The 23,196-nt window shown below is 68.8% G+C and carries 21 protein-coding genes and 1 pseudogene; 6 read left to right on the top strand and 16 right to left on the bottom strand.

The features are described 5' to 3' along the window. Positions 1–5: 5 nt before the first annotated feature. From ACFWPS_RS40645 to ACFWPS_RS40625, 5 genes are all read right to left on the bottom strand, one after another. On the bottom strand, positions 6–926 hold the full coding sequence (locus tag ACFWPS_RS40645; protein WP_383715364.1) for an AraC family transcriptional regulator: 921 nt from the start codon (positions 924–926) through the stop codon (positions 6–8). Positions 927–1,082: 156 nt separating this feature from the next. Beyond that, the gene (locus tag ACFWPS_RS40640) at positions 1,083–3,671 is read right to left on the bottom strand and encodes a family 78 glycoside hydrolase catalytic domain (RefSeq protein WP_383715361.1); all 2,589 of its coding nucleotides are present in this window, start codon (positions 3,669–3,671) and stop codon (positions 1,083–1,085) included. A gap of 51 nt (positions 3,672–3,722) precedes the next feature. Next, positions 3,723–4,634, bottom strand: coding sequence for a carbohydrate ABC transporter permease (locus ACFWPS_RS40635; protein ID WP_383715358.1), 912 nt, complete (start codon positions 4,632–4,634; stop codon positions 3,723–3,725). A gap of 3 nt (positions 4,635–4,637) precedes the next feature. Then, positions 4,638–5,522: a carbohydrate ABC transporter permease gene (locus tag ACFWPS_RS40630; protein WP_383715355.1), complete on the bottom strand. Its 885-nt coding sequence runs from the start codon at positions 5,520–5,522 to the stop codon at positions 4,638–4,640. 78 nt (positions 5,523–5,600) lie between these two features. Further along, positions 5,601–6,917, bottom strand: coding sequence for an ABC transporter substrate-binding protein (locus ACFWPS_RS40625; protein WP_383715353.1), 1,317 nt, complete (start codon positions 6,915–6,917; stop codon positions 5,601–5,603). A gap of 234 nt (positions 6,918–7,151) precedes the next feature. On the opposite strand from ACFWPS_RS40625, the gene ACFWPS_RS40620 reads away from it, so the two are divergent. The 6 genes and pseudogenes from ACFWPS_RS40620 (at position 7,152) to ACFWPS_RS40595 (ending at position 12,535) form a co-directional block, all read left to right on the top strand. Further along, a complete protein-coding gene (locus ACFWPS_RS40620; protein WP_383715350.1) occupies positions 7,152–8,195 on the top strand; it encodes a LacI family DNA-binding transcriptional regulator in 1,044 nt (347 codons plus the stop codon). 161 nt (positions 8,196–8,356) lie between these two features. Next, positions 8,357–8,503 (top strand): hypothetical protein, encoded by a 147-nt coding sequence (locus tag ACFWPS_RS40615; RefSeq protein WP_383715348.1) that lies wholly within the window; start codon positions 8,357–8,359, stop codon positions 8,501–8,503. A gap of 491 nt (positions 8,504–8,994) precedes the next feature. After that, entirely contained in the window at positions 8,995–9,294 is a 300-nt protein-coding gene (locus ACFWPS_RS40610; protein WP_383715345.1) for a hypothetical protein, read from the top strand. 124 nt (positions 9,295–9,418) lie between these two features. Continuing rightward, complete coding sequence (locus ACFWPS_RS40605) at positions 9,419–9,892, top strand: hypothetical protein (protein ID WP_383715342.1); 474 nt, start codon at positions 9,419–9,421, stop codon at positions 9,890–9,892. 94 nt (positions 9,893–9,986) lie between these two features. Next, positions 9,987–10,913: pseudogene (locus ACFWPS_RS40600) on the top strand (alpha-L-arabinofuranosidase C-terminal domain-containing protein); the annotation flags it as partial. A gap of 839 nt (positions 10,914–11,752) precedes the next feature. Further along, on the top strand, positions 11,753–12,535 hold the full coding sequence (locus tag ACFWPS_RS40595; protein WP_383715340.1) for a response regulator transcription factor: 783 nt from the start codon (positions 11,753–11,755) through the stop codon (positions 12,533–12,535). 67 nt (positions 12,536–12,602) lie between these two features. On the opposite strand, the gene ACFWPS_RS40590 is transcribed toward ACFWPS_RS40595, so the two are convergent. The 11 genes from ACFWPS_RS40590 to ACFWPS_RS40540 form a co-directional block, all read right to left on the bottom strand. Beyond that, positions 12,603–12,971 (bottom strand): hypothetical protein, encoded by a 369-nt coding sequence (locus ACFWPS_RS40590; RefSeq protein WP_383715337.1) that lies wholly within the window; start codon positions 12,969–12,971, stop codon positions 12,603–12,605. Positions 12,972–13,026: 55 nt separating this feature from the next. Next, positions 13,027–13,896: a glycine betaine ABC transporter substrate-binding protein gene (locus tag ACFWPS_RS40585; protein WP_383715334.1), complete on the bottom strand. Its 870-nt coding sequence runs from the start codon at positions 13,894–13,896 to the stop codon at positions 13,027–13,029. Positions 13,897–13,922: 26 nt separating this feature from the next. Further along, positions 13,923–14,570, bottom strand: coding sequence for a hypothetical protein (locus ACFWPS_RS40580; RefSeq protein WP_383715331.1), 648 nt, complete (start codon positions 14,568–14,570; stop codon positions 13,923–13,925). A gap of 360 nt (positions 14,571–14,930) precedes the next feature. Next, positions 14,931–15,647 carry a GntR family transcriptional regulator gene (locus ACFWPS_RS40575; RefSeq protein WP_383715329.1) on the bottom strand — a complete coding sequence of 239 codons (717 nt, stop codon included), beginning with the start codon at positions 15,645–15,647 and terminating at the stop codon, positions 14,931–14,933. Between the two features lie 126 nt (positions 15,648–15,773). Continuing rightward, on the bottom strand, positions 15,774–16,493 hold the full coding sequence (locus ACFWPS_RS40570) for a GntR family transcriptional regulator (protein ID WP_383715326.1): 720 nt from the start codon (positions 16,491–16,493) through the stop codon (positions 15,774–15,776). 116 nt (positions 16,494–16,609) lie between these two features. Then, positions 16,610–17,821 carry an acyl-CoA dehydrogenase family protein gene (locus ACFWPS_RS40565; RefSeq protein WP_383715324.1) on the bottom strand — a complete coding sequence of 404 codons (1,212 nt, stop codon included), beginning with the start codon at positions 17,819–17,821 and terminating at the stop codon, positions 16,610–16,612. Between the two features lie 36 nt (positions 17,822–17,857). Then, positions 17,858–19,540: a class I adenylate-forming enzyme family protein gene (locus tag ACFWPS_RS40560; RefSeq protein ID WP_383715321.1), complete on the bottom strand. Its 1,683-nt coding sequence runs from the start codon at positions 19,538–19,540 to the stop codon at positions 17,858–17,860. Between the two features lie 27 nt (positions 19,541–19,567). Beyond that, a complete protein-coding gene (locus ACFWPS_RS40555) occupies positions 19,568–20,776 on the bottom strand; it encodes a DUF3500 domain-containing protein (RefSeq protein WP_383715318.1) in 1,209 nt (402 codons plus the stop codon). After that, positions 20,773–21,618, bottom strand: coding sequence for a cupin domain-containing protein (locus tag ACFWPS_RS40550; RefSeq protein WP_383715316.1), 846 nt, complete (start codon positions 21,616–21,618; stop codon positions 20,773–20,775). Before ACFWPS_RS40550 ends, ACFWPS_RS40555 begins: the two co-directional genes overlap by 4 nt. Before the next feature lie 42 nt (positions 21,619–21,660). Further along, positions 21,661–22,533, bottom strand: coding sequence for an alpha/beta hydrolase (locus ACFWPS_RS40545; RefSeq protein ID WP_383715314.1), 873 nt, complete (start codon positions 22,531–22,533; stop codon positions 21,661–21,663). Positions 22,534–22,539: 6 nt separating this feature from the next. After that, positions 22,540–23,196, bottom strand: a 657-nt coding sequence (locus ACFWPS_RS40540) for an LLM class flavin-dependent oxidoreductase (RefSeq protein ID WP_383715311.1), incomplete at its 5' end; no start/stop codon positions are given.

The raw sequence follows: 23,196 nt of genomic DNA, 5'->3' as shown, positions 1-23,196 counted from the left end.
TGACATCAGTTCGCGTGGTGGGCACGCAGCCGGGAGCTCCGCTGCGTGGGCATGCGAAGGTCCTGTCGGTACTCGGACGGGCTCCTGCCGAAGTGGGCCTTGAAGCGGCGCGCGAAGTAGTTCTGATCGCTCCAGCCGACGCGCTGCGCGATGTCGGCGACGGTGGCGTCCGTGCGTGCCAGCAGATCTGCCGCGGCTTCGGCCCGCCGCCGCGCGAGATAGGCCATGGGCGGCATTCCGGTGTGCCCCTTGAACAGTCGCGACAGGTAACTGGGAGTCAGACTCAGGGCGTCGGCGAGGTCGGTGAGCGTCCACTCCCGTGTCAGCTCGGCGTCCAGGATGCGCAGTGCGTCGGTGACCGCGGGGTGTGCCGGCACGGCTTCGGGTTCCGCCCCGGTGTCGTTCGCGGCCCGGGCCAGGATCCCCAGCAGCAGGGAGAGGCGTCCCACGACGTCGGCCCGGTGCTCGGCGGCGCAGCGGCCGTGCAGGGCGGCCATCTCGCCGAGGTGCTCGGTGGCTGCCTGCAGATCGGGCTCGCGCACCCGCACATGCAGTGCTCGCGTGCGCTGCTGTGCTGTCGCCTCGTCCAGGAGCAGGCGCCCGAGCACGGCATCGGTGCGTGCCCAGGACAGTTCGTGTTCGAGCAGGCTGGAGCGGAAGAGACAGTGGAAGACGGCCAGGGACCGGCAGCCGTCGGCGGAGTGCGGCACGCCCGGCGGTACGAGCATCACGTCGCCCCTGCACAGCCGGGTCGTGCCGTCAAGTGACTGGTGCCGCCCGTGTCCTTGCAGGACGACGGCGATCTCGAAGAAGTCGTGCGTGTGCGGGGGAACCGTGTCCTCGAGGACACGGCGGCCGACCTGGGCGAGCGTGCCGGCCGACAGCTGCGGCACGCTGTGCGCAGCCGCTTCGAGGTGATCACTCATGCGGCGGGCTCCCCTCGCTCGGGCGGTGCGGTGGAGGACGGCGCCGGGACGGGTCAGGACGTCCCGGCGCCGTTGCCCCCCTCGGCCTGGCGGTGGACCGCCCGGTGCTACGGCTTCAGGTACCGCTGTGCACAGGGCAGTGGCCAGGCCGGGTCTTCAGGCCGCGATTCGTTCGAGATCCCCGGTGTGCAGCCGGTGTTCGCCCGCTGCGAGGGTGACCGGCGCGCACCCTGGCAGCTCGACGATCCCTTCGCAGCCGGCGGGTATCACCACCCGCGCGCCGAGGCCCGTCTCCGTCTGCTCCCAGGAGATGGCGGCGGTGCCGTACGGCGTCTCGTGGCGTGCGCGGGCCCAGGTGATGCCGCCGCCGGGACGCGGGCGGAACCGCAGGGTGCGGTAGCCGGGCCGGGTGGCCTCGATGCCGGCGACGACCCGGTGCATCCAGTCCGCCACCGCGCCCAGGGCGTAGTGGTTGAAGGACGTCATCCCGCCGGGGTTGAGGGATCCGTCGGGGCGGAGGCTGTCCCAGCGCTCCCAGATGGTGGTCGCGCCCATGGTGACCGGGTAGAGCCAGGAGGGGCACTCGGTCTGGGTCAGCAGTCGGTAGGCGACGTCGACGTGGCCGCTGTCGGTGAGGGCGTCGCAGATCAGCGGCGTGCCCACGAATCCCGTCGCGATCCGCGCGTCGTCCTCCAGCACCAGGTGCGCCAGCCTGTCGCCGGCTGACCGGCGCTGCTGAGGATCGTCGATCAGCCCGAACACGAGGGCGAGCGCGTAGGCGGTGGGGGTGTCACTGCTCATCCGGCCGTCGGGCAGGACGTAGCGGCGGCGGAAGGCGTCGGCCACCTCGTCAGCGAGCGTGCCGTACCGCTCGGCAAGAGCGTCCTCACCCAGTTCCCCGGCGGCGAGGGCCAGATGGCGGGCGGACCGGGCGAAGTAGCCGGTGGCGACGAGATGGCGGTCGGTGCGTGCGGCGGCCGGGTCGTCGGGCGGCGCGGTGGGGTCGAGCCAGTCGCCGAGCTGGAATCCGCTGTCCCACAGCCGGTCCGGTCCCGCGAGACGCGTGACGAGGTCCACCCAGGCCCGGCCCATGGGGAAGTGACGCCGCAGCAGTTCCAGGTCGCCGAAGCGCCGGTAGAGCACCCAGGGCGTGAGGGTGGCGACGTCACCCCAGGCGGCGCCGGGCCTGATCGGCGTCCAGTACGGGCCGCCCGGAATGACCGGGACGTACCAGGGGACGGTACCGTCGGGCAGTTGCTCGGCGGCGACGTCGGACAGCCAGGAGTCGAGCATGCCGACGCAGTCGTAGAGGAAACTCGCGGTGGGGGCGAAGACCTGGATGTCGCCGGTCCAGCCCAGGCGCTCGTCGCGCTGCGGACAGTCGGTGGGGATGTCGACGAAGTTGCCGCGCATGCTCCACACCACGTTCTCGTGCAGCCGGTTGACCAGCGGGTCGCTGCATTCGAACCAGCCCGTACGGCGCATGTCGGTGTGGTACACCCGGGCCCGCACCGCATCCGCGCCGAGATCACCGGGCCATCCGGTGATCTCGGCATAGCGGAAGCCGTGCAGGGTGAACCGCGGCTCCCAGGTGAAGGGCCCGCCAGGCAGGATCACGGTGTCCGTGGCGGTGGCCGCGCGCAGTGGCCGGGTGGCGAGTTCGCCGTCCTGGAGGATCTCGGCGTGGCGCAGGGTGAGAGTGGTGCCGGCCGGTCCGTCGACGGTGATCCGCAGCCGACCGACCAGGTTCTGCCCGAAGTCGAGCAGGTGGCGTCCGCCGGACTTGGCCGTCACCGTGACGGGGCCGACGATCTGGGTGCAACGGACGGCGGGACCCTTCGGGGCGGTCAGTGTGCTCGGGTCGCGGTGGTGCGTGGTCACGGGTGTCCACGCGCCCTCGGTGTCCGTGCCGGGGATCGACCACGCGGGGTCGTCCAGGCGGGCGTCGAAGGTCTCTCCCTCGTACAGGCCGCTGAACAGGACGGGGCCGAAGGCGGCCTGCCAGGTGGCGTCGGTGACGACGACGGTCGTGGAGCCGTCGTCGTGGAGCACCTCCAACTGGGCGATCAGGGACTGGTCGCTGCCGTAGAGGTCGCGATGGCCGCCGTCGAACCCGATGTGGCCGCGGTACCACCCGTCGCCGAGCCAGGCGCCGATCCTGTTGGCGCCCTGGACGAGGTGGGCGGTGACGTCGTAGGTGTAGTAGCGCAGGCGTTGGTCGTAGACGGTCCAGCCCGGGGACAGGATGTCGTCGCCGACGCGCCGGCCGTTGATCTCCGCCTCGTACAGGCCGTGTGCCGTGACGTAGAGGCGGGCCCGGGCCACCGGGGCGGTGAGGGTGAAGTCCTTGCGGACGCGGGCGGGGCGGCGGTCGCTGCCGGGGTTCTCGGGCCAGGCGGCGCCGACGGGTACGGCGCTCCAGTCCGACGGTTCGAGAAGCCCCGCCTCCACCGCACGTAGATCGCTCCACGCGGAGGGTCCGGAATCGGCCGTCCACACGCGTACCCGGATCACTGCCTGCTCGCGGGAGGCGAGCGGGCGGCCGGGCCAGGGTACGAGGAGTTGCCGGGAGCCGTCGATACGGCCGGTGCGCTCGGTCACGCCGTCACGTACGGTCTCGATCTCGTAGGCGATCTGGGGGCCTGTGTCGGCGGGCAGGGTCCAGGACACGCGAGGCTCGGAGACGCCGATGCCGAGGCCGTCGGGCAGGTGCTCGAAGGTGACCGGGGCAGGCTGAGAGGACACAGGTGGGGGCCTTCCATGGAAACGGGGGGCTGGTGGCGGGGGGTGCGGTCGTCAGCCCTTGACGGCTCCGGAGGTGAGTCCCTTCATGACCTTCTGGTTGAGGAAGAGGTAGATCACCAGGGTGCCGAAGACGTTGATGCAGATGGCGGCGAACAGGGGGCCGTACTGGGTGGCGCCGAAGTCGCCGGTGAAGTTGAGCAGGCCGACCTGGATGGTGCGCAGGTCCTGGTTGTTGGTGAAGGTCAGCGCGATGAGCAGGTCGTTCCAGAGGAAGAAGAACTGCACGAGGCCGACGGTGAGGACGGCGTTGCGGACCATGGGGAGGCTGATGGTCCAGAAGGCGCGCAGGATGCCGGCGCCGTCGATCGTGGCCGCCTCGAACAGCTCCCGCGGGACTGTCTTGTAGTACGTGGCCATCATGAAGACCGTGAGCGGGAGGCCCGTTCCGGTGTAGGTCAGGATCAGGGGCCACAGAGTGCCGGACAGCCCGGTCTGGAAGTAGACGGTGAACAGCGGCAGCAGGATCATCTGGGCGGGCACCATCATGCCCGCGAGGAAGATCAGCAGGGTGAGGTTGCGGCCCTTCCAGACCATGATCTGCAGGGCGAAGCCGGCCGCCGTGCCCAGAAGCAGGATGAGGGCGAGTGCGGGCAGCACGGCCAGGAGGCTGTTGCGGATGTACAGACCGATGTTGCCGGTCGTCCAGGCCTCGCTGTAGTTGCTCCACTCCCAGTGCGTGGGCAGGCTCCAGGTGGAGTTGTTGAGGTAGTCGCTGTTGGACTTCAGCGAGGTGAGGAACATCCACAGCAGCGGATACACCTCGATCACCAGCAGCAGTGCGACGACGGCCTTCACCCAGAGGCGGCCCGGTCGGCGGCGTCGCGGGCGGCGGCTTCCGGCCGTGGGCGCAGGGCCTCCGCCGCGGCGGGACCCGGACGATTTGAGGGAGGTGTCGATGGCCATGGTTCAGCTCTCCGTGAGGTCGCGTCGCGAGAGGCGGAAGACCACCAGGGTCACCAACAGGCACACCACGGTCAGCAGCAGGGCGATGGTGCTTCCGTACCCGTAGTCGCCGTAGGTGAACGACGTCTGGAACATGTACAGGGTCAGCGGCGTGGTCGCGTTGCCCGGTCCGCCGTTGGTGAGCGCCACGATCGAGTCGAAGGCCTTCAGGGTGCCGTTGATGCTGAAGATCAGTGACGACATCAGTACCGGGAAGGACATCGGCAGCACGATGTGGCGGACGAGCCGCACGCCGGAGGCGCCGTCGAGCCGCGCGGACTCCAGGACCTCCTCGGGGATGTCGACGAGCCCCGCGAAGAGAAGGACGGCGTAGAAGCCCATGGAGCGCCAGACGTCCATGATGATCAGCACCCAGAAGGCGTGGCCGGCGCTGCTGAACCAGTCGACGGAGTCCAGACCGACCGCGTTGAGCAGGGAGTTGACCGGGCCGGTCTGCGGGGCGACCTGGAAGAGCTTCTGGAACAGCAGGCCGACCGCCACCGTGGGCAGCACGACGGGGAAGAACACGAGGGTACGGACGAGCGCCGACGCCTTTTTGAGGAAGAACACGTACAGGAGGGCCAGGAGATAGCCGGCCACGACCTGGCCGGCGGTGACCGCGACCGCGTACTTGAGCGTGAACCACAGGGCGTCGCGCACGGCATGGTCGGTGAGCAGGTGGTGGAAGTTGCCCAGGCCGTTGCCGGTGAAGCCCTCGATGGTGCTGCCCTTGGTGAAGGAGTACCCCAACGACCACACCATGGGCACCAGCATGACCAGGGAATAGACGAGCAGGGCGGGACCCAGCAGGATCAGGACCGCCTTGCGGTCACCCAGTACGCGATGCATGGAAGAAGTCCCGTTCTTGAAGATGCTACGGACGTGCCGCGAGCTGCCCGGGAAGCGGTTCCCGAGCAGCCCGCCGCCTCACTCGCCGGACAGGGCGTCCTGGACGGTCTGCATGAACTTCTGCGGACTGATGCTGCCGCTGACCAGACCGGCCGCGTTGGTCTGGCTCACGGTGGTGGCCTTGGTGCTGAACAGGGCTTCGAACCACAGCACGTTCTGCTTCGAGGAGCTGATGGTGTCGCGGACCTGGCCGCTGACCTCGTTGGCAGCCTTGACCGGGGTGTTGACCTTGAAGCCGGAGATGGAGCCCTGGTCCTTCAGAGCCGTGCTGCCGTAGTTCTTGGCGATGCAGGAGACCCAGTCACCGGTCTTCTTGTCGAAGGACTTGGCATTGAGGGTGATGCCGAGGCCCACATTGGACGGGTACTGGTCGATCGAGCCCTTGCCGCCGGAGACCGCGGGGAAGGGCATGAAGCCGACGTTCGCGGCGCCGATCGTGTCCTGCTTCGGATCCGCGATGTTGGACAGCGCCCAGCTGCCCATGTAGAGCATGGCGGCCTTGCCGGTCAGGAACTGGTTGAGAGAGGTGTCGTAGTCGATGGACCCGACGCCCTTGCCGAAGTACCCGTTCTTGCCGAGGCCTGCGATCTCCTGGGCGGCCTTCACATACGCGGGGTCGGTCAGCTTGGCCTTCCCGTCGGCGACGTCCTTGAGGGCGTCGGGGCCGAGGCTGCGGTAGAGGTAGCCGCTGAGCAGACGGGTCAGGGGCCAGCCCTGCTGGCCGGAGGCGGAGAACGGCTGGATGCCCTTGGCCTGCAGCTTGGCCGCGGCGGCGACGAGCTCGTCCCATGTCCCGGGCACGGCGATGCCGTTGTCGGTGAAGGTCTTCTTGTTGTAGAAGATCCCCTCGATGTTGTACTCGTACGGCAGCACATCGAGCTTCCCGCCGTACAGCGCCTTGATCGTGGAGACGGCAGCCGGCTCAAGCTGGTCGTACACGCCCAGGCTCTTGAGCTTGGCCTCCAGATCGGCGACCTGGCCCGAGGCGGCGAGCTTCTGGGTGAGCGCGGGCGCGTTGCCCGCCGCGAACTGCACGGGCAGCGCACTCTGGCCGGCCAGCAGCTGGAGCTTCTGGTCCAGGCTCGCCTGCGGAACCGTCTCCACCTTCAACGGCTGTGCGTCCTGCGCCGCCTTGCAGGCTCCCTTCGACAGCGTCGTCAGTGCGGTCCTGACCGTGGTGTTCTCCGTGACGCTCAGGTAGCTGAAGTTCTTCGGTGACGCGGCGGAGCCGCCTCCTGTCCCCCCACAGGCGGACACGAGAACGACCATCGCGGCGGCACCTGCGGTCATCCCGGCGAGGCGGGCCTTTCTGGCGGCAGACGAGTCGGTGTTCACAGCATGGCTCCCTGTCATCGTTGAACGGAGGCGCTCGGCGAAGGCCTACAGGCGGAGAACGGAGGTGTTGTATAACGTTCTCCACTCCGGATGCGCACCACAGTGCACGCAGCCTCGACACCAGTCAAGACATCGAGCCGTAACAGAGAGGAAAGGCGATCCGCGTCTAGCCGGTCAGTACCTCTATCGTGTAGACCGTTGTCTACAGCAGAGGAGCTTCGGAGGAGATACCGCATGCAGCAGGGATCAGCACGCAAGAAGCGCGTGACGATCACGGACGTCGCACAGCACGCCGGCGTGTCCACGGCCGCGGTGTCCAAGGTGATGCGCAATGCCTACGGAGTCAGTGCCGCCATGCAGGAGAAGGTACGTGCCGCCATCGCCGAACTCGACTACCGGCCGCAGGCCGCGGCGCGCGGCATGCGAGGCCGGACCTACACGATCGGCGTCCTTCTCGACAACATCCGCAACACCTTTTTCGCCGACATCCTCGACGGCGTACGCGACGAACTGCACGACAGCGAGTACACAGTGCTCATCGGCGCGGCGGGCTTCGGCGCGGACGCGCAGAGCAAGACCATCAAGGCCATGACCGACCGCCAGATGGACGGCATGATCCTCATCGCCCCCGGTGTGGCTCGCGCCGAGGTCCTCGCCCTGGCCGAGACGACGCCGACCGTCGTCATCGGCCACCACGATCCCTCTCCCCGCCACGACTCCGTGGTCGACGCCGATGCCGCGGGAGCCGCCCTCGTCGTCGATCACCTGGTGTCCCTCGGCCACCGGGACATCACCCTCGTCTCAGCCCCCGGAACCCGCACCAGCAAATGGGCACGCACTCCGGAAATCGTCCTGGCCAACGGTTACACCGAAGCCATGGGCCGCCACGGACTCGCCGACACGACGCACATCTACCGGACCGCATACTCCGACGAAGGCGGTTACAAGGCCGGCATGAGCCTGCTGAGCAGCGAGTCCCGGCCGACCGCCATCATGGCCGGCGCGGACGTGGCCGCACTCGGAGTCTGGCGCGCCGCCCACGAACTGGGGCTACGCGTCCCCGAGGACGTTTCCATCGTCGGCTACAACAACACCGCGGTCGCCGACCTCGCCACCGTGCAGCTCACCAGCGTCGACCAGGCCGGCCGCGGCATGGGCGTGAGCGCGGCCCGACTGCTCATCGAGCGTGTCGAAGGCCGGCGTGAACACGCCGTGCAGACCACCATGACCCCACGGCTCGTCGTCCGCCGCAGCACCACAGCGCCCTCCCAGGCCTGAGTCCCTGACAAGACAGGCAGAAGCGCTCCTTCCCGGTGTCCCTTCACGGCCTCGCTGAGATCCGGGTGGTGGCTGAGGAGGTGGGTGGCGTCGAGGGCGCCAGCGGTGATGGTGACCTGTTTGGCCCTGAACTTCCCCAGATGCAGGGTGGCCGGGCCCTCATGAACGCCGGTGTCGGCGATCCGGCCGCCGTGGACGGCCCGAGGCCCCGCCGCTCCGTCGTCCAGGCGGCGCACCTCGCCGCGGACGGCGACCGGTTGCAACTCGGCCGCGACAGCGTGGTGTTCCACGCACTTCTCCACCCCTGATCCGCGCATACCCTCTTCACCGCACGCGTCACCCACCACCCGAGCCCACGAGATACAACCCACCCAGCACGTCCCCAGGAGGAACGACCACGTCCGACAACACCCCCGCGGGCGCTGCGCCTCGGCTCAGCAGACGTCGGTTCGTCCAGGGCAGCCTCATGGGCCACGGTCCTGGGCGGTACCGCTCTGGGCACCTCCGCCTACGTGGCCTCCGTCAACGGCGGCCGCTGAGAAGGCGCTGGGCCTGACCATCCGCTTCGTCCAGTCCGACGACATCAAGCTGAGCGCCGTGCTGGCCGCCAAGAATCCGCCGGACCTGGTGCGCGGCTTGGGCGCCGTGGACGCCCCGTACTTCGCCGCGCGGAAACTGATGACGGACCTGGACCCCTGCCTCGCCAAGAACACGGTGCCTCAAGGTCTCCGACCTCGACCCGGTCAACGACCTGTGGTGATTCGAGGGCCGCAGGCAGGGCGCGGGCCCCCGCTACGGCATGGCGAAGGACTACTCGCAGGACCAGATGTTCTTGTACCGCACCGACCTGTTCGACGCCGCGAAGCCGGACCAGCCCAGCGAAACCGAGCCGCTGTCGTACGACGAGTGGCTGGACCTCGGCAGGAAGCTGGTCAAGCGCCGGCTCGGCAAGGTCAAGGTGTACGGCCTGAGCACTACCGCGCTCGGCAACTTCTCCCCGCTCATGGGCATCACCGCCTTTGCGGGCGGCAGCCTGTTCGCCGAGGACCTGGCCTCCGTCGACTTCTCCTCGTCCGAGGCGCCCAAGGCGCTGAAGTGACTCCTGGAGTACGCCAAGGCCGACATAGGCCCGAACGTGGTCAACCCCGACCCGGACGGCTGGGACTGGCCCACCTGCCAGGCGAACCGGATGGCCGTCGCCGGTGACGGTTACTGGTTCGGCGGTGCGATCGGCGGCGACCCCATGGTCTCCGCGGTGTCCCGGTTCGCCCCTCCCCGCGCCCCAGTTCGGCGGCACCCGGGTCAGCACCAGCTTCAGTGCCACCGGCTACTGGATCCCCAAGGGCGCCAGGAACAAGGACGCCGCCTGGAAGGTCTTCGTGTGCTACTTCGGCGGCCAGTCGGCCAAGGACCGCGCGACCAGCGGCTGGGGCATCCCCTCCCTGAAGTCACTGCGTTCGCAGATGCCCCAGTCCACCGCGTTCCAGAAGCAGGCGTTCCAGGTGCAGCAGCGGGAACCGGAGTACTTCAAGGTGCTCACCTTCACCCCGTACGTGCAGCTGGCCGGTCTGGACGCGGTGTTCAGCCAGACGCTGCCGCAGATGGTCAATTCGGGTACCCCGGCCGGCAAGGTGGCGGACAAGCTGAACTCGCTCATGAACGACCAGATCGCCAAGGGCAAGCAGGCCCTGGGATGAGCGGCACCGGTCATCTCACCGCCCCCACCGCCACGCCGGTCTCCGCACCGGCGGCCCCCGGGCGGCGGCCCGGGGGGGTTCGGCTCGCTACCGGCGCGTCGCCCATGGCGGCAAGGAGCCGTACGGCATCCGGATGTGGTGTCTGGGCAACGAGATGGACGGCCCCGGGCAGACCGGCCACATGACGGCTGCCGAGTACTGCCGGCTCGCTGCCGAGACCGCCCGCGCCATGCGCCAGGTCGCCCCCGGCCCGGAGCTGGTGGCGTGCGGCACTCCAGTTCCTCCATGCCGACGCTCGCCTCCTGGGAGTCGACCGTCCTGAAGGAGACCACGCGCATCAACCTGTCCTTCGACGAGCGGAACGTCTGGTACCAGCAGAGGCCCAACCCGCGCCCGGTCGAGGAGTGGCAGCAGGCGCCATGCCTGCTGGAGGACATCTACACCGTCACCGACGTCGTGGTCTTCGGCTCGCTGCTCATCGCCCTGCTGCGGCACGCCGACCGGGTCACCGCGGCCTCGCTCGCCCAACTCGTCAACGTCATCGCGCCGATCATGACCGAACCGGGCGGATCCGCCTGGCGGCAGACCACGTTCCACCCCTTCGCGCAGGCGTCGGCGTACGGCCGCCTTCGCGCAGGCGTCGGCGTACGGCCGCGGCCGGGTCCTCCAGGTCGAGGTGGACAGCCCCGTCTGTCCCACCGCCCGCTTCGGCCAGGTTCCGCTGCTGAACGCCAGCGCCGTCACCGACGACGGGACCGGCGACGTCACCGTCTTCGCCGTCAACCGCGGTCAGGCCACGGCTCTGCCGCTTGAGATCGACCTTCGGGGCGTCGAGGCCCAGACCGTCGTCGAGCACCTGGTCCTGGCTGACGCCGACCCCGAGGCCCACAACACCGCGGACCAGCCGGACCGTGTCACCCCGCGCGTCGCCACCGGCACCACCGTCGAGGACGGGGTACTGCGCGCCGAACTGGAGCCGCTGTCCTGGAACATGATCAGGCCGGTGCGTCCCCAGTTCTGACGCGCCGGATTCGTGCCCGCCGGCCCTGAGAACCGGGGCCACCGATCTGCCGCGTTCCAGGGGGACGTCCGGCGGTCGCTGCTTCATGAAGAAACCTTTATGCAACGGCCACTTTCTTCTTACCGGTGGCGATCACACTTGTGGAAGCAGAGTGAAGACGACGCGCTCATTCGTCGGCAACCACAAGGAACCACGGAGTGCCACCGTTGAGCACACATCAGAGACGACACCTCACTCGCCGCTGTGTGCTCGGGGTCTCCGCGAGCGGCGCCGGTCTCCCGGCGTCCGCCTCCGCCGCCGTGCTCGGCGCCGGGGCGACGGCGGCAGGCGCTCGCGCGTCGAGTCCGGCCTCGGCGCTGCCACGATCCCGGCCGGGCTCGTGCACGGTGTGATCCCCCAGTGGTACGCGGCCCGGCAGGTGAAGGCGGCGGCGAGTGCCACGACGAGGGCGGACTCGCTCGCGATCACCGGCGGCTTCCCGGCCGCGAAGACCTCGGGTGCAGGGCTGCGCGGGACGGCGCATCAGGCGTGTTCAAGAACGCGTGGCTCATGACATATATCCACCTGTCGGACAGGCGAGCGGTCAACTCCTTACTCGGGTATACATTTCGGGACACCGTCCCCAAGCCCACCCTGCCGTGAGTGGTTCGAGCGGGACGGTGTTTCCGAGCCGGGGGCCTCGTTCGACCACATTGACCCGTAGACCTGAGTCGCGCCCCGGTGCGGGGTCTCACAACTCGATGTGACCGAACAACGGTCGCCTGGTCGAACAGGGTTCCGTCCCAGGCCGCAGGTGCCTGTCAGATCCGACAAATCCCCTGACCAAAGGTGCGTCAGACTTGACCCAGGAGAGCTGCTTCGACGCCCAGGCGGCGATCGGACCACTCGAGAATCCCTTCGTCCTCGTCGTGGAGGACGACATCAGCGTGTCCGGCATGCTCGTCATGGCCCTGCGCTTCCTCGGCTTCGAGGTGTACAGCGTGGCCACCGGGAACGAGGCGATCGAGGCCGTCCGGGAGCGCAGGCCCGACGTGGTCCTGCTGGACGGCATGCTTCCCGATCTGGACGGCACCGAGGTCTGCCGGCGGCTCCGGGTGGCGCGGGACTACACCCCGGTGCTCTTCCTGAGTGCCCGCACCACGGTGGAGGACAAGTGCCACGCGCTGGCCATGGGCGGCGACGACTATGTCACCAAGCCCTTCGACATCTTCGAGGTCGGCGCGCGGATCCGTGCGCTCGTCCGCCGTGCCCAGGGCCCCGGCATGGTCCGAGGCGCCGACCGCGGTGCGGCCGCCGTCTCCTCGTCTTCGCGGCTGCGTGTGGCCGGGATCGAGCTGAACCACGACACCCGGGAGGCATGGCTGCACGGCGAGCCGGTGCCGCTGTCGGCCACCGAGTTCGATCTGTTGAGCGTGCTGATGCGGAACGCGGGCCAGGTGATCACCAAGGCGCAGATCCTGGACACCGTCTGGAAGCACGACTTCCAGGGTGAGTCGGGGGTCGTGGAGACATACGTCTACTACCTGCGGCGCAAGCTGGGCGACTCCGGCCGCTCGCTGATCCGTACCGTGCGCGGTGTGGGCTACATGGTCCACGCCGACACGGCCGAGGCCGAGAACTGAGGAACGGGTCCGCAGGCCGCGCAGGGCGGTCTGCGGACCCGCGTCCGGGTCAGGGGCGGAGGAAGCCCTAGCCGATCCAGAGGTCGTACACGGCACCGTCGCTCGTGTCGTTGTACGAGATGAGCCTGGGCTCCCAGCGCCAGCCGGTGCTGTTCTTGTGGTGGTGGAACTCGACCGACTGCCCGGCCTTCCACCAGTAATCGCTCGCCGTGGTGCAGCCCTTGGGGGCGATCTCCCAGAACCGTGAGGGGACCCAGTCGCCGAACTGGTTCTCGCCGACGAAGTAGAACTTCACCGTCTCGGTGGATCCGCTGCAGACCCTGAGGGTCACGAACTTGTCGCCGCCGGCGTAGGCGGTTCCGGGAACCGCCACACCGCCGAGGACGGTGGCGGCGAAGAGCGCCACCACGGTGAACCTGCGTCTGAGAGTGCGCATGGAACTGTCACCATTCTTGTTGTTCTTGTGCGTGTCTGATCGGATACGGACGGGCTCAGCGCAGCAGACCCTTGGCGCGCAGCCAGGTCCTGGCGGCTTCGCCGGGGGCCTGGCCCGCGTTGACGGATGAGGTGAGCGCCGCCAGCTGGGCGGTCGTGAGCAGGGTGTCGACCCGAGCCAGGGCCGTTCTGCCGGGCGGATCCACGGCAGGAGCGCTGATCAGTGGGAAGACGTGCTCGGGTGGGACGACGGACTTGGGGTCGGTGAGCACGACCAGGCCGTCCCGGGCGATCGCCGGGTCGGTGCTGCGCAGCACCCGTACGTCTGACGTCCCCGACGTGCCGACGGGGCGCAGCGTGACGCCGTACGCCTTCTTCAGCGCGGCGGGCGACGGGGCGTCGGGATCGCCGACGGCCGGGCCGCCGAGGGTCAGGCCGGGGCCGGCCGTCCGGAGGCCGGCGAGGCCGCGCAGCTTGTGACGCTCGGCGGTGGCCTTGGTGACCGCGAGGACGATCCCGCCCTGCGCGGCGGCCGACGGCAGTGCGACGGTCCCCGGAGGCAGCGCCATACTCAGCGTCGCCTCCATGTCGCCGGGCAGGGTCTGACCGCCCGGCATCGCCCGCAGCAGGGTGGTCTCGTAGGCGGGCGCGATGTCGATCCTGCCGTCCACCACGGCCTGTGCGGTGTCGACGGGTGACGCGTAGGTACCGTCCGCCGCCACCGCCTTCCGCCCTGCGGCAGTGAGGAGTTCGCCGTAGAGCGCCGCCACCACCCGGCTCTGAGTGGAGCCGTCGGTGCCGATCACGATCGGTCCCTCATGGTCCGCGAAGCGGGGCTGGGTGCCCTCGGCGTTTCCGTCCGCGCAACCGGAGAGGGCGAGGAACGAACAGAGGACCAGAGCGGCGATGCGGATTCCCGGCATCATGCGTCACCTGTTTCCTGTGCGGCTGTTCAGCAGTGGGCGCCGCGTTCGGCCGAGGTCATCGCCCGGTCCTTGAAGTTGATGTAGCCGTAGCTGGGGTTGTCCTTGTTGAAGCCGGACTCCTTGTAGTTGTAGACGTACCAGTCGTAGTGGCCGTAGTACTTGTTCTTGAACTGGATCTCCCACCAGCCCTGGGCGGCCTGCTTGGACGTGCCGCGCTCGATCCAGCCGACATGCCCCGACGGGATGTTGACCTGGTTCGACTCGGTGTCGGTGTGGGAGTTCTGCCAGGTGTGGCTGTAGGTGGTGGTGACCGAGAGTTCGAAGACTTCGCCGAATTTGTATTCCGCCGAGACTGCGACGCCCACCGAGTTGCTGGCGGTGGTCGTGTCCGACCAGTCGATGCGGTGCTGGTTGGTCTGGCTCCCGCAGTTGTAGGCGGTGCTGCCGACCTGGTGCTTGGGGCCGCTGTAGCCCCAGTAGCTCTGCGGACGGAACGCGCAGAAGCTGGAGGTGTCGCCGCAGGCTTTCAGGAGCTGGGCGTCGGTGGGGCTGTCGGCGGCGAGGGCCTGGGGGGCCGTGAGCAGAGAGGCGCCTACGGTGAGGGCGGCGATCATGCCGGCGGTGCGGGAGGAAATGTGCTTGGCGGATCTCTTTCCGCGCAGGGTGAATTCCATTGGTTGCTCCATCGGGGGACGTCGGTGGAAATGTCGGATGTCGCGCATCACTATCGGTCTGGAATCCCGCACCGGTCAATGGAGGATAAAGCAAGCGCAAGGTTAATATTGCGTGAATCGGAATCCGATGATTTCGGGTACGGCAAAACAGTGCTGCCCGAATTCAAATGTCTTTGAATTCGGGCAGCACTGTCGTTGCTGCGTTACATCAATTAAACCGCATCCGTGGCGCCTGATGATCAGTTTTTCATCAGGGATCGACTCGGAATCCGCTCAGAGTTTCATCAGAACCACATCAGAGCCTTGCCGTGGAACCGTCCGGGGCGGCACCCGCCGTTTCGGGCACGCCTCACACATGGGTCAGCCGCGCACCGAGGTGATCTCGCTGGAGACCACCGACGGCCAGCGGGTCAGGATCCTCAGGACGCGCGTGTGCAGGTCGCTGATGTATTCGCGGGTGCGCGCGGCGGCGGCATCGCCGTCGCGCTGCTCGACGAGCTCGATCCATTCCGTGTCGACCGCCGGATCGGGCATCGAGGTGTCGGCCTCGGCCATGATGAGCGCCAGGATCCGGGCGATGTCGTTCTGCAGTCGGTCGTGGACCCTGATGAGGTAGTCGTTGTCGGTCGCCGCGGCCAGACTCGCGAAGGCCGCGGTGGCCGCCTCGACCCGCCGCAGCGGCTGCTCGTCGTCCTCCCCGTCCGCCGGGTCACCGCCCGGCAGCGCCGCGGTGAACGCGGCCACGATCTGCCTGCGCTGCTCGCCGGTGGCGTCCTGCACGCCGAGGCGGACGGTCTCCGGCCCCACGATCCGCCAGAGCGTGAACAGATCGTCGACGGACTTCAGAGTCAGCGGGGTGACCTGGTAACCCTTGCGGGGCAGGGTTCGGACGAGCCCCTCGTGGCTGAGGCGGGTCAGCGCGTCCCGAACGGGGGAGATACCGAAGCCGGTCGTCTCGGCGAGTGATCGTTCGGTGAGGCGCTGCCCCGGAACGAGTCGGCAGGACACGATGTCGGCCCGTAGTTTCCGGTACGCGGCATCGCCGAGTGACACGGGTTCGGACGAGGTGACTGACACGTGACTCGCTCCCGGACGGTCGAGTAGCTCGGTGATATCTCAGCGGGCCCGATCATACCGTTCACCGGAGTACTTCGGTCGGGTCTCGTTGTATACGCCGTCCGGTGACGGCGTATGCAACCGCGCTCAGCGCCGCAGCGGGAGCACGACACCGTCACCGCTGCTCTCCGGCCGGTCGCTCAGCACACGTATCGCCGACATGTGGGTTGCCACGGTGACATCGCGGACGATCCGCGTGGCCGTGACCCCGTCGCGGGGTTCGATCGTCGAGCCCCATGTCACGCCCGCGGCCAGGAGCGTGTCGACGCACTCGGCCGCCAGGAGGATCATGGCCAGGACGCGCCAGGTCTCGCCGGCCAGCGACCGGTAGACCTCGATGAGCCGTTCGTTGCGCGAGGCCACGGCGACCAGACCGAAGACCTGTTCGGCGATGTCGACGAACCGGACGACGCGGTCGCGATCGGGTGGGCCGGAGAGTACCGCGTTCCCCTCCGCCATCAGCTGCCGCAGTTTAGCGGCCTCTTGGGGGTCGGCCCGGCTGGTGCCCAGTGCGGCCATCTCCGGGCCGAGCAGGGTCCAGACGGTGAGCAGATCGTTCACGGACTTCAGGGTGAGCGGGGTGATCCGGTACACGCTGGGGGACACTGTCTGGACCAGACCGTCCTGCACGAGGCGCGTCAGAACGTCGTGCACCGGGGCCAGGGCGAGTCCGAGTTCGACGGCGCTCTCGCGCTCGGTGAGCACCTGGCCGGGGCTCAGCTCGCAGGTCATGATCCGGTTCCGCAACATGCGGTAGACGGCCTCGGACGATGGGGTTTCCAGCGCCAACGCACTTGTGTCTGCCATAAGGTCCCGTCCTTCGGCCGACCGTTGCACGACCGATGCGGCGGGCCACACCGGCGTAGCCTAACGAGCGTCATGCTACGACAGGGTCTGTGAAGTGTCACGACCCGAGGCGTGGGCTATTTCGGTGCGAACCGGCGTAGCTCGCGGCGGGCCAGGGACATCTTGTGGACCTCGTCCGGTCCGTCGGCGATACGCAGCATGCGGGCCTGGGCGTACAGCTCGGCCAGGGGGAAGTCCTGGCTCACGCCACCGCCGCCGTGGGCCTGGATCGCGTGGTCGATGACCCAGGTGGCCATCCGCGGCGCGGCCACCTTGATTCCGGCGATCTCGACAGCCGCGCCGCGGTTGCCCACGGTGTCCATCAGCCATGCCGTCTTCAGGACCAGCAGGCGGGTTGTCTCGATCCGTATCCGTGCTTCCGCCACCCAGTCGTGCAGGACGCCCTGCTCGGCGAGCGGCTTGCCGAAGGGGGTGCGCTGGTGGGCCCGGGCGCACATCAGGTCGAAGGCGCGTTCGGCCATGCCGATCAGGCGCATGGCGTGGTGGATCCGGCCGGGGCCGAGGCGGGCCTGGGCGATCGCGAAACCGCCGTGCAGCTCGCCCAGGAGGTTCTCCCGAGGGACCCGGACATCGTCGTAGACGATCTCGGCGTGACCGCCGTGACCGCTGTCGGAGTAGCCGAACACGCTGGTCGACCGCAGGACATTCACGCCGGGAGAGCCGAGCGGGACCACGACCATGCTGTGGGTGCGGTGGCGTTCCCCACCCGGATCCGATCGGCCCATCACGATGGCGACCTCGCACGCGGGGCTCATCGCGCCGCTGGACCACCACTTGCGGCCGTCGATCCGGAACCCGTCGGCGTCCTCGGTGATCCTGGTGTCGATGTTGCTCGCGTCGGAGCTGGCGACCAGGGGCTCGGTCATGGAGTAGACGGAGCGGATCTCGCCTTCGAGCAAGGGGCCGAGCCACCGCTTCTGAACGGCCGGCGTGGCGAACTGGGCGAGCGTCTCCATGTTGCCGGTGTCGGGCGCGGAGCAGTTCAGCGCTTCCGGCATGATCCACGGGCTTCTTCCGGTGATCTCGGCGACCTGGGCGTATTCCAGGTTCGTCAGTCCGGCGCCCCGCTCTCCGGGGAGGAAGAGGTTCCACAGGCCACGGTCACGGGCGGCCTTCTTCAGCTCCGCCATGACCGGTGGGGTCTCCCACGGCCCGATCCGGGTCTTCTGCTCCGCGTAGACGGGTTCCGCGGGGATGACGAACTCGTCCAGGAACCGGGTGGCCCGTAGCTTGAGATCCCGAACCTTGTCGGTCTCCGTGAAATCCATCGCTGCTCCGTAACGTCGTCCTGCCGGATGGTGTGTTCAGCTGTCGGCACCCGGCTGTGGCGGGTTGTCCCGGAGTTGCCGCCGCAGGATCTTGCCCGTCGCGGTCTTGGGTAACTCGTCGACGATCTCGACGAGGCGGGGGTACTTGTAGGCCGCCATGCTGTCCTTGGCGTACCGGATGAGGTCTTCCGGACTCGCCGTCGCGCCGGGGTGCAGCGAGACGAAGGCCTTGACGGTCTCACCGCGGTAGGCGTCGGGGACTCCCACCACGGCGACCTCCCTGATCGCCGGGTGGGTGTACAGCAGGTCCTCCACCTCTCGGGGCCATACCTTGTACCCGGAGGCGTTGATCATGTCCTTCTTGCGGTCCACGAGATAGAACCAGCCGTCGGTGTCCATGAACCCCACGTCACCGGTGCGCAGTTCCCCACCGGGAAAGGCTGCCGCGGACTCCTCGGGCCGGTTCCAGTAGCCCGGGACCACCTGCGGGCCGCTGATCGCGATCTCGCCGATCTCGCCGACCGCTCGTTCGCCGCCGTCGTCGTCCAGGATGCGGGCGACGGTGCCGAAGACCGGCACCCCGACGGACAGGGCACCCGATACCGGGTCGACCGGTGCCTTGGCACCGAGCGGTGTCCCGTGCGTCGGGGAATTGGTCTCGGTCAGCCCGTAGATGTTGTGGATGTAGACCCCGGTCCTGGCCTGGAACGCGTCGTTGACGGCGGGCGCGATCGGCGCGCCGCCCGAGTACACGATCCGTAGCGACGAGAAGTCCTCCGCCGACCGGTCGGACTCCTCGGCGAGCCGGGTGAGCGCCGTGATCGCGGCGACGGTGAACGTCGGGCGGTGCTCGCGCAGCGCGTCCAGCATGACCGCGGGATGGAAGCGATGGGTGAGCACGAGCGGGCAGGGCAGCAGCAGTGACAGGCCGACGTGGCCGACCAGACCGGTGATGTGGAACAGCGGGGCGATGCCGAGCACGCTGTCGGCCGGGGTGAGGTCGAGCCAGTCGCGGAAGTTGTAGCAGCCGTACACCATCGTGCGGTGGGTGTTCATCGCGCCCTTGGACCGGCCGGTGGTCCCCGACGTGTAGGTGAGTACCGCGACGTCGTCCGGTTCCGGGGGCGCCACGTCGGGGCGTCGCCCACCGTGCACGTCGATGAGTGCCAGCAGGTCGGACGTGCCGTCGGGGACGGGCAGGCGTGGCGCCCGCAGCACTCGTTCGTCGTCTCGGGCCTGCCAGTCCAGTTCGGAGGTGGTGATCACCGTGTCGACGCTCGTCCGGCCGGTCGCGATGACGTCTCGCGCGACCTGCTCGTACAGGCTGTCCAGACAGAGCAGTGCCCTCGCGCCGGAGTCGGCGAGCAGGTACTCCAGTTCCTGGGCCTTGTTCATCGGGTTGATCGCGACCGCGGTGCCGCCCGCCTTCCACGTCCCGAGCAGACCGATGACGAAGCCCGGATCGTTCTGCACGTAGGCGGCCAGCCGGTCACCGCGCCGGAAACCGCCCTGCAGAAGGACGGACGCCAGCGCGTCGGAGTACCGGTCGAGCTGGGCGAGCGTGAGCTCGCCGTCGAAGTAGCGGAGCGCGACCTGATCGGGGGCGCGTTCCACGGACGCACGGAACATGTCGAGCATGGTGTGGTACTCGGGCTCGACCGTGGCCGACTGGCCGGCACGGTACTGGGCCAGCCACGGCCGGTCCTGGTAGGTGTTCACCTGGGAGCTCTCCCGGGGCAACTGGGGTCAGTGGTGATGGTGCGCGTAGTGCTGACGCAGGAGGTCCTTGCCGTAGTCACCGCCGTTGGGTGTCCGCACGATCGTGTGGACGTGGAACGGCTCGGGTTCGTCGTTGTCGAGGAAGATGCCGGGGTGGTTGTCGTATTCGATGAGTACGACCGGACTGTGCACGCGGTAGTAGAAGGGCGCGCCCTCGTCCCAGGTCCCGATCCAGGCGAGGTGGGTGGTGTCGAGGTGCCGTGCGATCTGCGCCCGGTGGTGGGTGCGCGGCGTTTCGGGCAGGGCCTGCAGATAGGGTTCGGTGAGCGCGAGAAGCAGTTCGCGCTGGCCGGCCGTGAGTTCGTCGCCCGCGAGGCCGGCGTAAGGCAGGACCAGGTTGTCACGCCCGGCTCCGGCACGGTGCCGGCCGTCCACGACTCCTGCCAGTTCTGGTGGCAGCTCGGCGGAGAGCATCGACCCGTACTGCAACGCCCGTCCGCGCTGCACGGCGGACAAGGACGCCATCAAGTCCCGGGCCCGCTCCTGGTGTTGGGCGAAGACCACGTCGCCGTCGAACTCGACACCGAGGAACGCCGGCGTGAGCACGATCTGCCCGCCGACGAACAGGCAGTGCAGATCGACGTGATGTCCTTGCAGCTGCCAGCCCCATGGCTGGTCGGACGAGGGCTCGCCGAAGATCGTGAACCTGTAGCAGAACTCGGTCAGGGTGTCGTCGTAGGCACCGACGAGCTCCCCGAGCCTGCCGTTGAGGCGCATGGCCTGGCGTGCCTGGTCGAATCCGGCGGCGCTGAGCGAGGCCTCGATGACGGCGAGTGCGGCCTTGCGTTCGGCGTCGGTGAGCTCCTGCAGCAGCAGACCGTGCTCGTCGAAGGTCAGGAAGGCGTTGCTCCACAGCCGCCACTCGACCGCGTCCAGCGGCAAGGTGGCCTTCGTGCGCTGCTGTGCGCCCAGGCCGGCGAGGTGGTCGCGTGCCGCCTGTGCCGCAAGGGCGACCGGTGCGCCCTCGTCGCGCAAATCGAACAGGCCGGGCAGCGGGTTGCCGTCCGTGGTGACGCCGACGAACGGCAGGCCCGCGGTCTCCGCGACGGGCGGCAACTCGGCGTCGCCCACGAGCGCGAGGATCGCCGCGACCCCGGCTTCGTCGGAGAAGTCGACCACCCCGCGCCGTAGCGGCAGGTTCGCCGGGCGCGGGCCGTAGCCACCGAGCCCGGTCATCGCGTCGCTCCGCTCGGCGCCGCGGCCGGCGCGTTCGTCGCGCCACCGTGGTCGTCCCCGTTGGCGGCGAAGTCGACTCCGCGGTCCCAGGGCCTGCCCGGCTCGGGAGCGGGTGCCAGAATCCCCAGGTGCTTCTCGGCCACGTCGCCCTCGTTGTACTGCCGATGAGGTACGCCCGCGGGAAGGATGACCAGTGTGCCGGGCTCGGCGATGTGCCTTTCGAGCGCGACCTCGATGGTGAGCCGCCCTTCCAGGACGAGGTAGTACTGGTCGAACTCGTGCACGTGGGTGCCGGGCCCGGCACGGCCGGGGTCGACTTCCAGGTAGTTGACGACGGCTCCGTGGGAGCCCGACTCGGGGTCGGCCAGTGGCTGCATGCGGAAACCCGGCAGCGCCTCGGGCAGGGCGGCGGGATCGAGTGTGCGCACGTAACCCGCGCGATCGGTGCGGTCCTCGTCCGGTACGTCGGTCGGCGAGTCGACCATGATCGCGATCTGCGACATGGGTGCCGGCGCGGGAATGATCATCTCGAAGTGGGTCTCGGAGCCGGGCCCCTCGTTCCAGTTGCAGTGCGCCAGCCCGGCCGGGATGAACACCAGGCTGCCCGCCCGGACCTGATGGATCTCGTCGCCCAGGCGCACGTTCATCGAGCCGCGCATCAGGTAGTACAGCTGATCGCTGCGGTGGTAGTGCAGGCCCGGGCCGCAGCCACCCTCCTCGATGGTGCTCGCGATCATCAGAGCGCTCTCCAGATGCGAAAGGAACTGCGCCCGATAACCCTTGAAACCGGTGTCAAAGGCCTGATCGATATCGAGCGGTCGAACAAAGGTCATGCGTGCCATCAAGGTCTCCCAGGAACAGATCAAGGACGAAGTCGTGATGTGTCAGGTGTGGTCGGAGCTCTGCCCGGCCTCAGCGCCCGGTGGTGGCATCGAGGCGAGGAGGTTGCCCTCCAGGACCTCCTTCGTGACCTGGTCCGGTTCGATGACGTGCGCGCGGAGGAAGTCGACGACGAGGCGGGCGCTGCTCCGGGTGTAGCGCGGTGTGGTGTCGAACTCGTGGTCCTGCCCGGAGACCAGGTGGAGTTCGCGGCTCACGCCGGCCGCGGTCAGGGCGTCGAAGAGACACAGGCTCGTGACGGGCGGAATGAACCGGTCGGCGGTGCCGTGGACCAGGACGGTCGGTGGGTAGCGCTCGTCGATGTGGTTGATCGGGCTGGCCATTGCGGCCTCCTCGGCCGTGACGTCCGGCCCGAGCATGTGCTGGGCCGGCAGCTCACCGTGACCGGGCGTCAGGGACAGCGCGGCGGGAGCGTAGTACGCGATCACGGCGGCGGGGGCCGGTACCGGGACTGCGGTGCCGCGCGCCTCGGGCTGGTGGCGGCCCGCGGTGCCGGCCAGGAGCAGCGCGAGCTGTGCTCCGGCGCTGTGTCCCTGCAGCACGATGTGCCCGGCGTCGACGCCGAGTTCGCCGGCGTGCTCGTGTGTCCACCGCAGAGCCGCCCGGGCGTCGTCGAGCTGTGCGGGCCAGGCCGCGGAGTCGAGCAGCCGGTAGCCGACGGCGATCGCCGTGAAGCCGTGTGCGGACAGGGCCCGGCACCGGGCGTGCACGGCCGCGCGGTCGCCGAGCCGGAAGGCGCCGCCGTGCAGCACCAGAACCGCGGTGTGCAGATCGGCGACCGGGTGAGGAGTGAAGACGTCCAGCCGTTGCCGAGGGTCGTCGCCGGGAACGTACGCGAAGGTGGAGAAGTCGCTCATCGCCGGTCAGCCGATCTCGGCAGCGCGCAGCCGGGGGATGACCTCGCGGCCGAACAACTCGTGGGTCCGGCGAAGCTGCGCCGGGGCGAAGTTGAAGGTGGCCGCGAAGTTGCCGGCGCCGAGGGCGCGGCACTGCCGGATGATCTCGTCGGCGACCTGCGCGGGAGTGCCCAGGATGAGATCGTCGCGGGACAGCTCCTTCTTCGGGGCGTCCGGGATCTTCAGGCTTTCGAGCTGCACCCGGAAGAACTCCTCGTGCCCTTCCTCGGCCGTCCGCGCGCCTTGGTCGAGCTCCGTCTCGTCCTCGACGATCACGACCTCACGGCGGATGCCGACCTGGTCGGGGCCGGTGGGCATGCCCGCTTCGTGGGCGGCGTCCTGGTAGGCCTGGTAGACGGGGACGAGTTTTTCGACGTCGGCGAAGCCGCCGCACATCTTGAGTCCGAGGGAGCCGGCGCGGCGGGCCGACGCCTCGTTGGTGGAGGCGGTCCAGACGGGCGGGGAGGTGCGCAGGAAGCCGGGTGTGATGCGGATGTCGTCGAAGGAGAAGTGGGTGCCGTGGTGGGTGACGGCGGGTTTGGCGATGGCGGCGAGGAGGACGTCGAGGGTTTCGGCGTGTACCTCGGCGGCTTTTTCGCGGGGGATGCCGACGACGGCGAGCTC

The sequence above is a fragment of the Streptomyces sp. NPDC058457 genome, assembly GCF_042720695.1.
Taxonomy (GTDB): Bacteria; Actinomycetota; Actinomycetes; order Streptomycetales; family Streptomycetaceae; genus Streptomyces.
This window is presented reverse-complemented; position numbering and strand designations above follow the sequence as displayed.

Bases quoted from the DNA above. Each gene is read 5' to 3' on its own strand.
- ACFWPS_RS40645 (WP_383715364.1), bottom strand. From the start codon at position 926: ATGAGTGATCACCTCGAAGCGGCTGCGCACAGCGTGCCGCAGCTGTCG.
- ACFWPS_RS40635 (WP_383715358.1), bottom strand. From the start codon at position 4,634: ATGGCCATCGACACCTCCCTCAAATCGTCCGGGTCCCGCCGCGGCGGA.
- ACFWPS_RS40630 (WP_383715355.1), bottom strand. From the start codon at position 5,522: ATGCATCGCGTACTGGGTGACCGCAAGGCGGTCCTGATCCTGCTGGGT.
- ACFWPS_RS40620 (WP_383715350.1), top strand. From the start codon at position 7,152: ATGCAGCAGGGATCAGCACGCAAGAAGCGCGTGACGATCACGGACGTC.
- ACFWPS_RS40615 (WP_383715348.1), top strand. From the start codon at position 8,357: ATGAACGCCGGTGTCGGCGATCCGGCCGCCGTGGACGGCCCGAGGCCC.
- ACFWPS_RS40610 (WP_383715345.1), top strand. From the start codon at position 8,995: ATGGCGAAGGACTACTCGCAGGACCAGATGTTCTTGTACCGCACCGAC.
- ACFWPS_RS40590 (WP_383715337.1), bottom strand. From the start codon at position 12,971: ATGCGCACTCTCAGACGCAGGTTCACCGTGGTGGCGCTCTTCGCCGCC.
- ACFWPS_RS40585 (WP_383715334.1), bottom strand. From the start codon at position 13,896: ATGATGCCGGGAATCCGCATCGCCGCTCTGGTCCTCTGTTCGTTCCTC.
- ACFWPS_RS40580 (WP_383715331.1), bottom strand. From the start codon at position 14,570: ATGGAATTCACCCTGCGCGGAAAGAGATCCGCCAAGCACATTTCCTCC.
- ACFWPS_RS40570 (WP_383715326.1), bottom strand. From the start codon at position 16,493: ATGGCAGACACAAGTGCGTTGGCGCTGGAAACCCCATCGTCCGAGGCC.
- ACFWPS_RS40565 (WP_383715324.1), bottom strand. From the start codon at position 17,821: ATGGATTTCACGGAGACCGACAAGGTTCGGGATCTCAAGCTACGGGCC.
- ACFWPS_RS40555 (WP_383715318.1), bottom strand. From the start codon at position 20,776: ATGACCGGGCTCGGTGGCTACGGCCCGCGCCCGGCGAACCTGCCGCTA.
- ACFWPS_RS40550 (WP_383715316.1), bottom strand. From the start codon at position 21,618: ATGGCACGCATGACCTTTGTTCGACCGCTCGATATCGATCAGGCCTTT.
- ACFWPS_RS40545 (WP_383715314.1), bottom strand. From the start codon at position 22,533: ATGAGCGACTTCTCCACCTTCGCGTACGTTCCCGGCGACGACCCTCGG.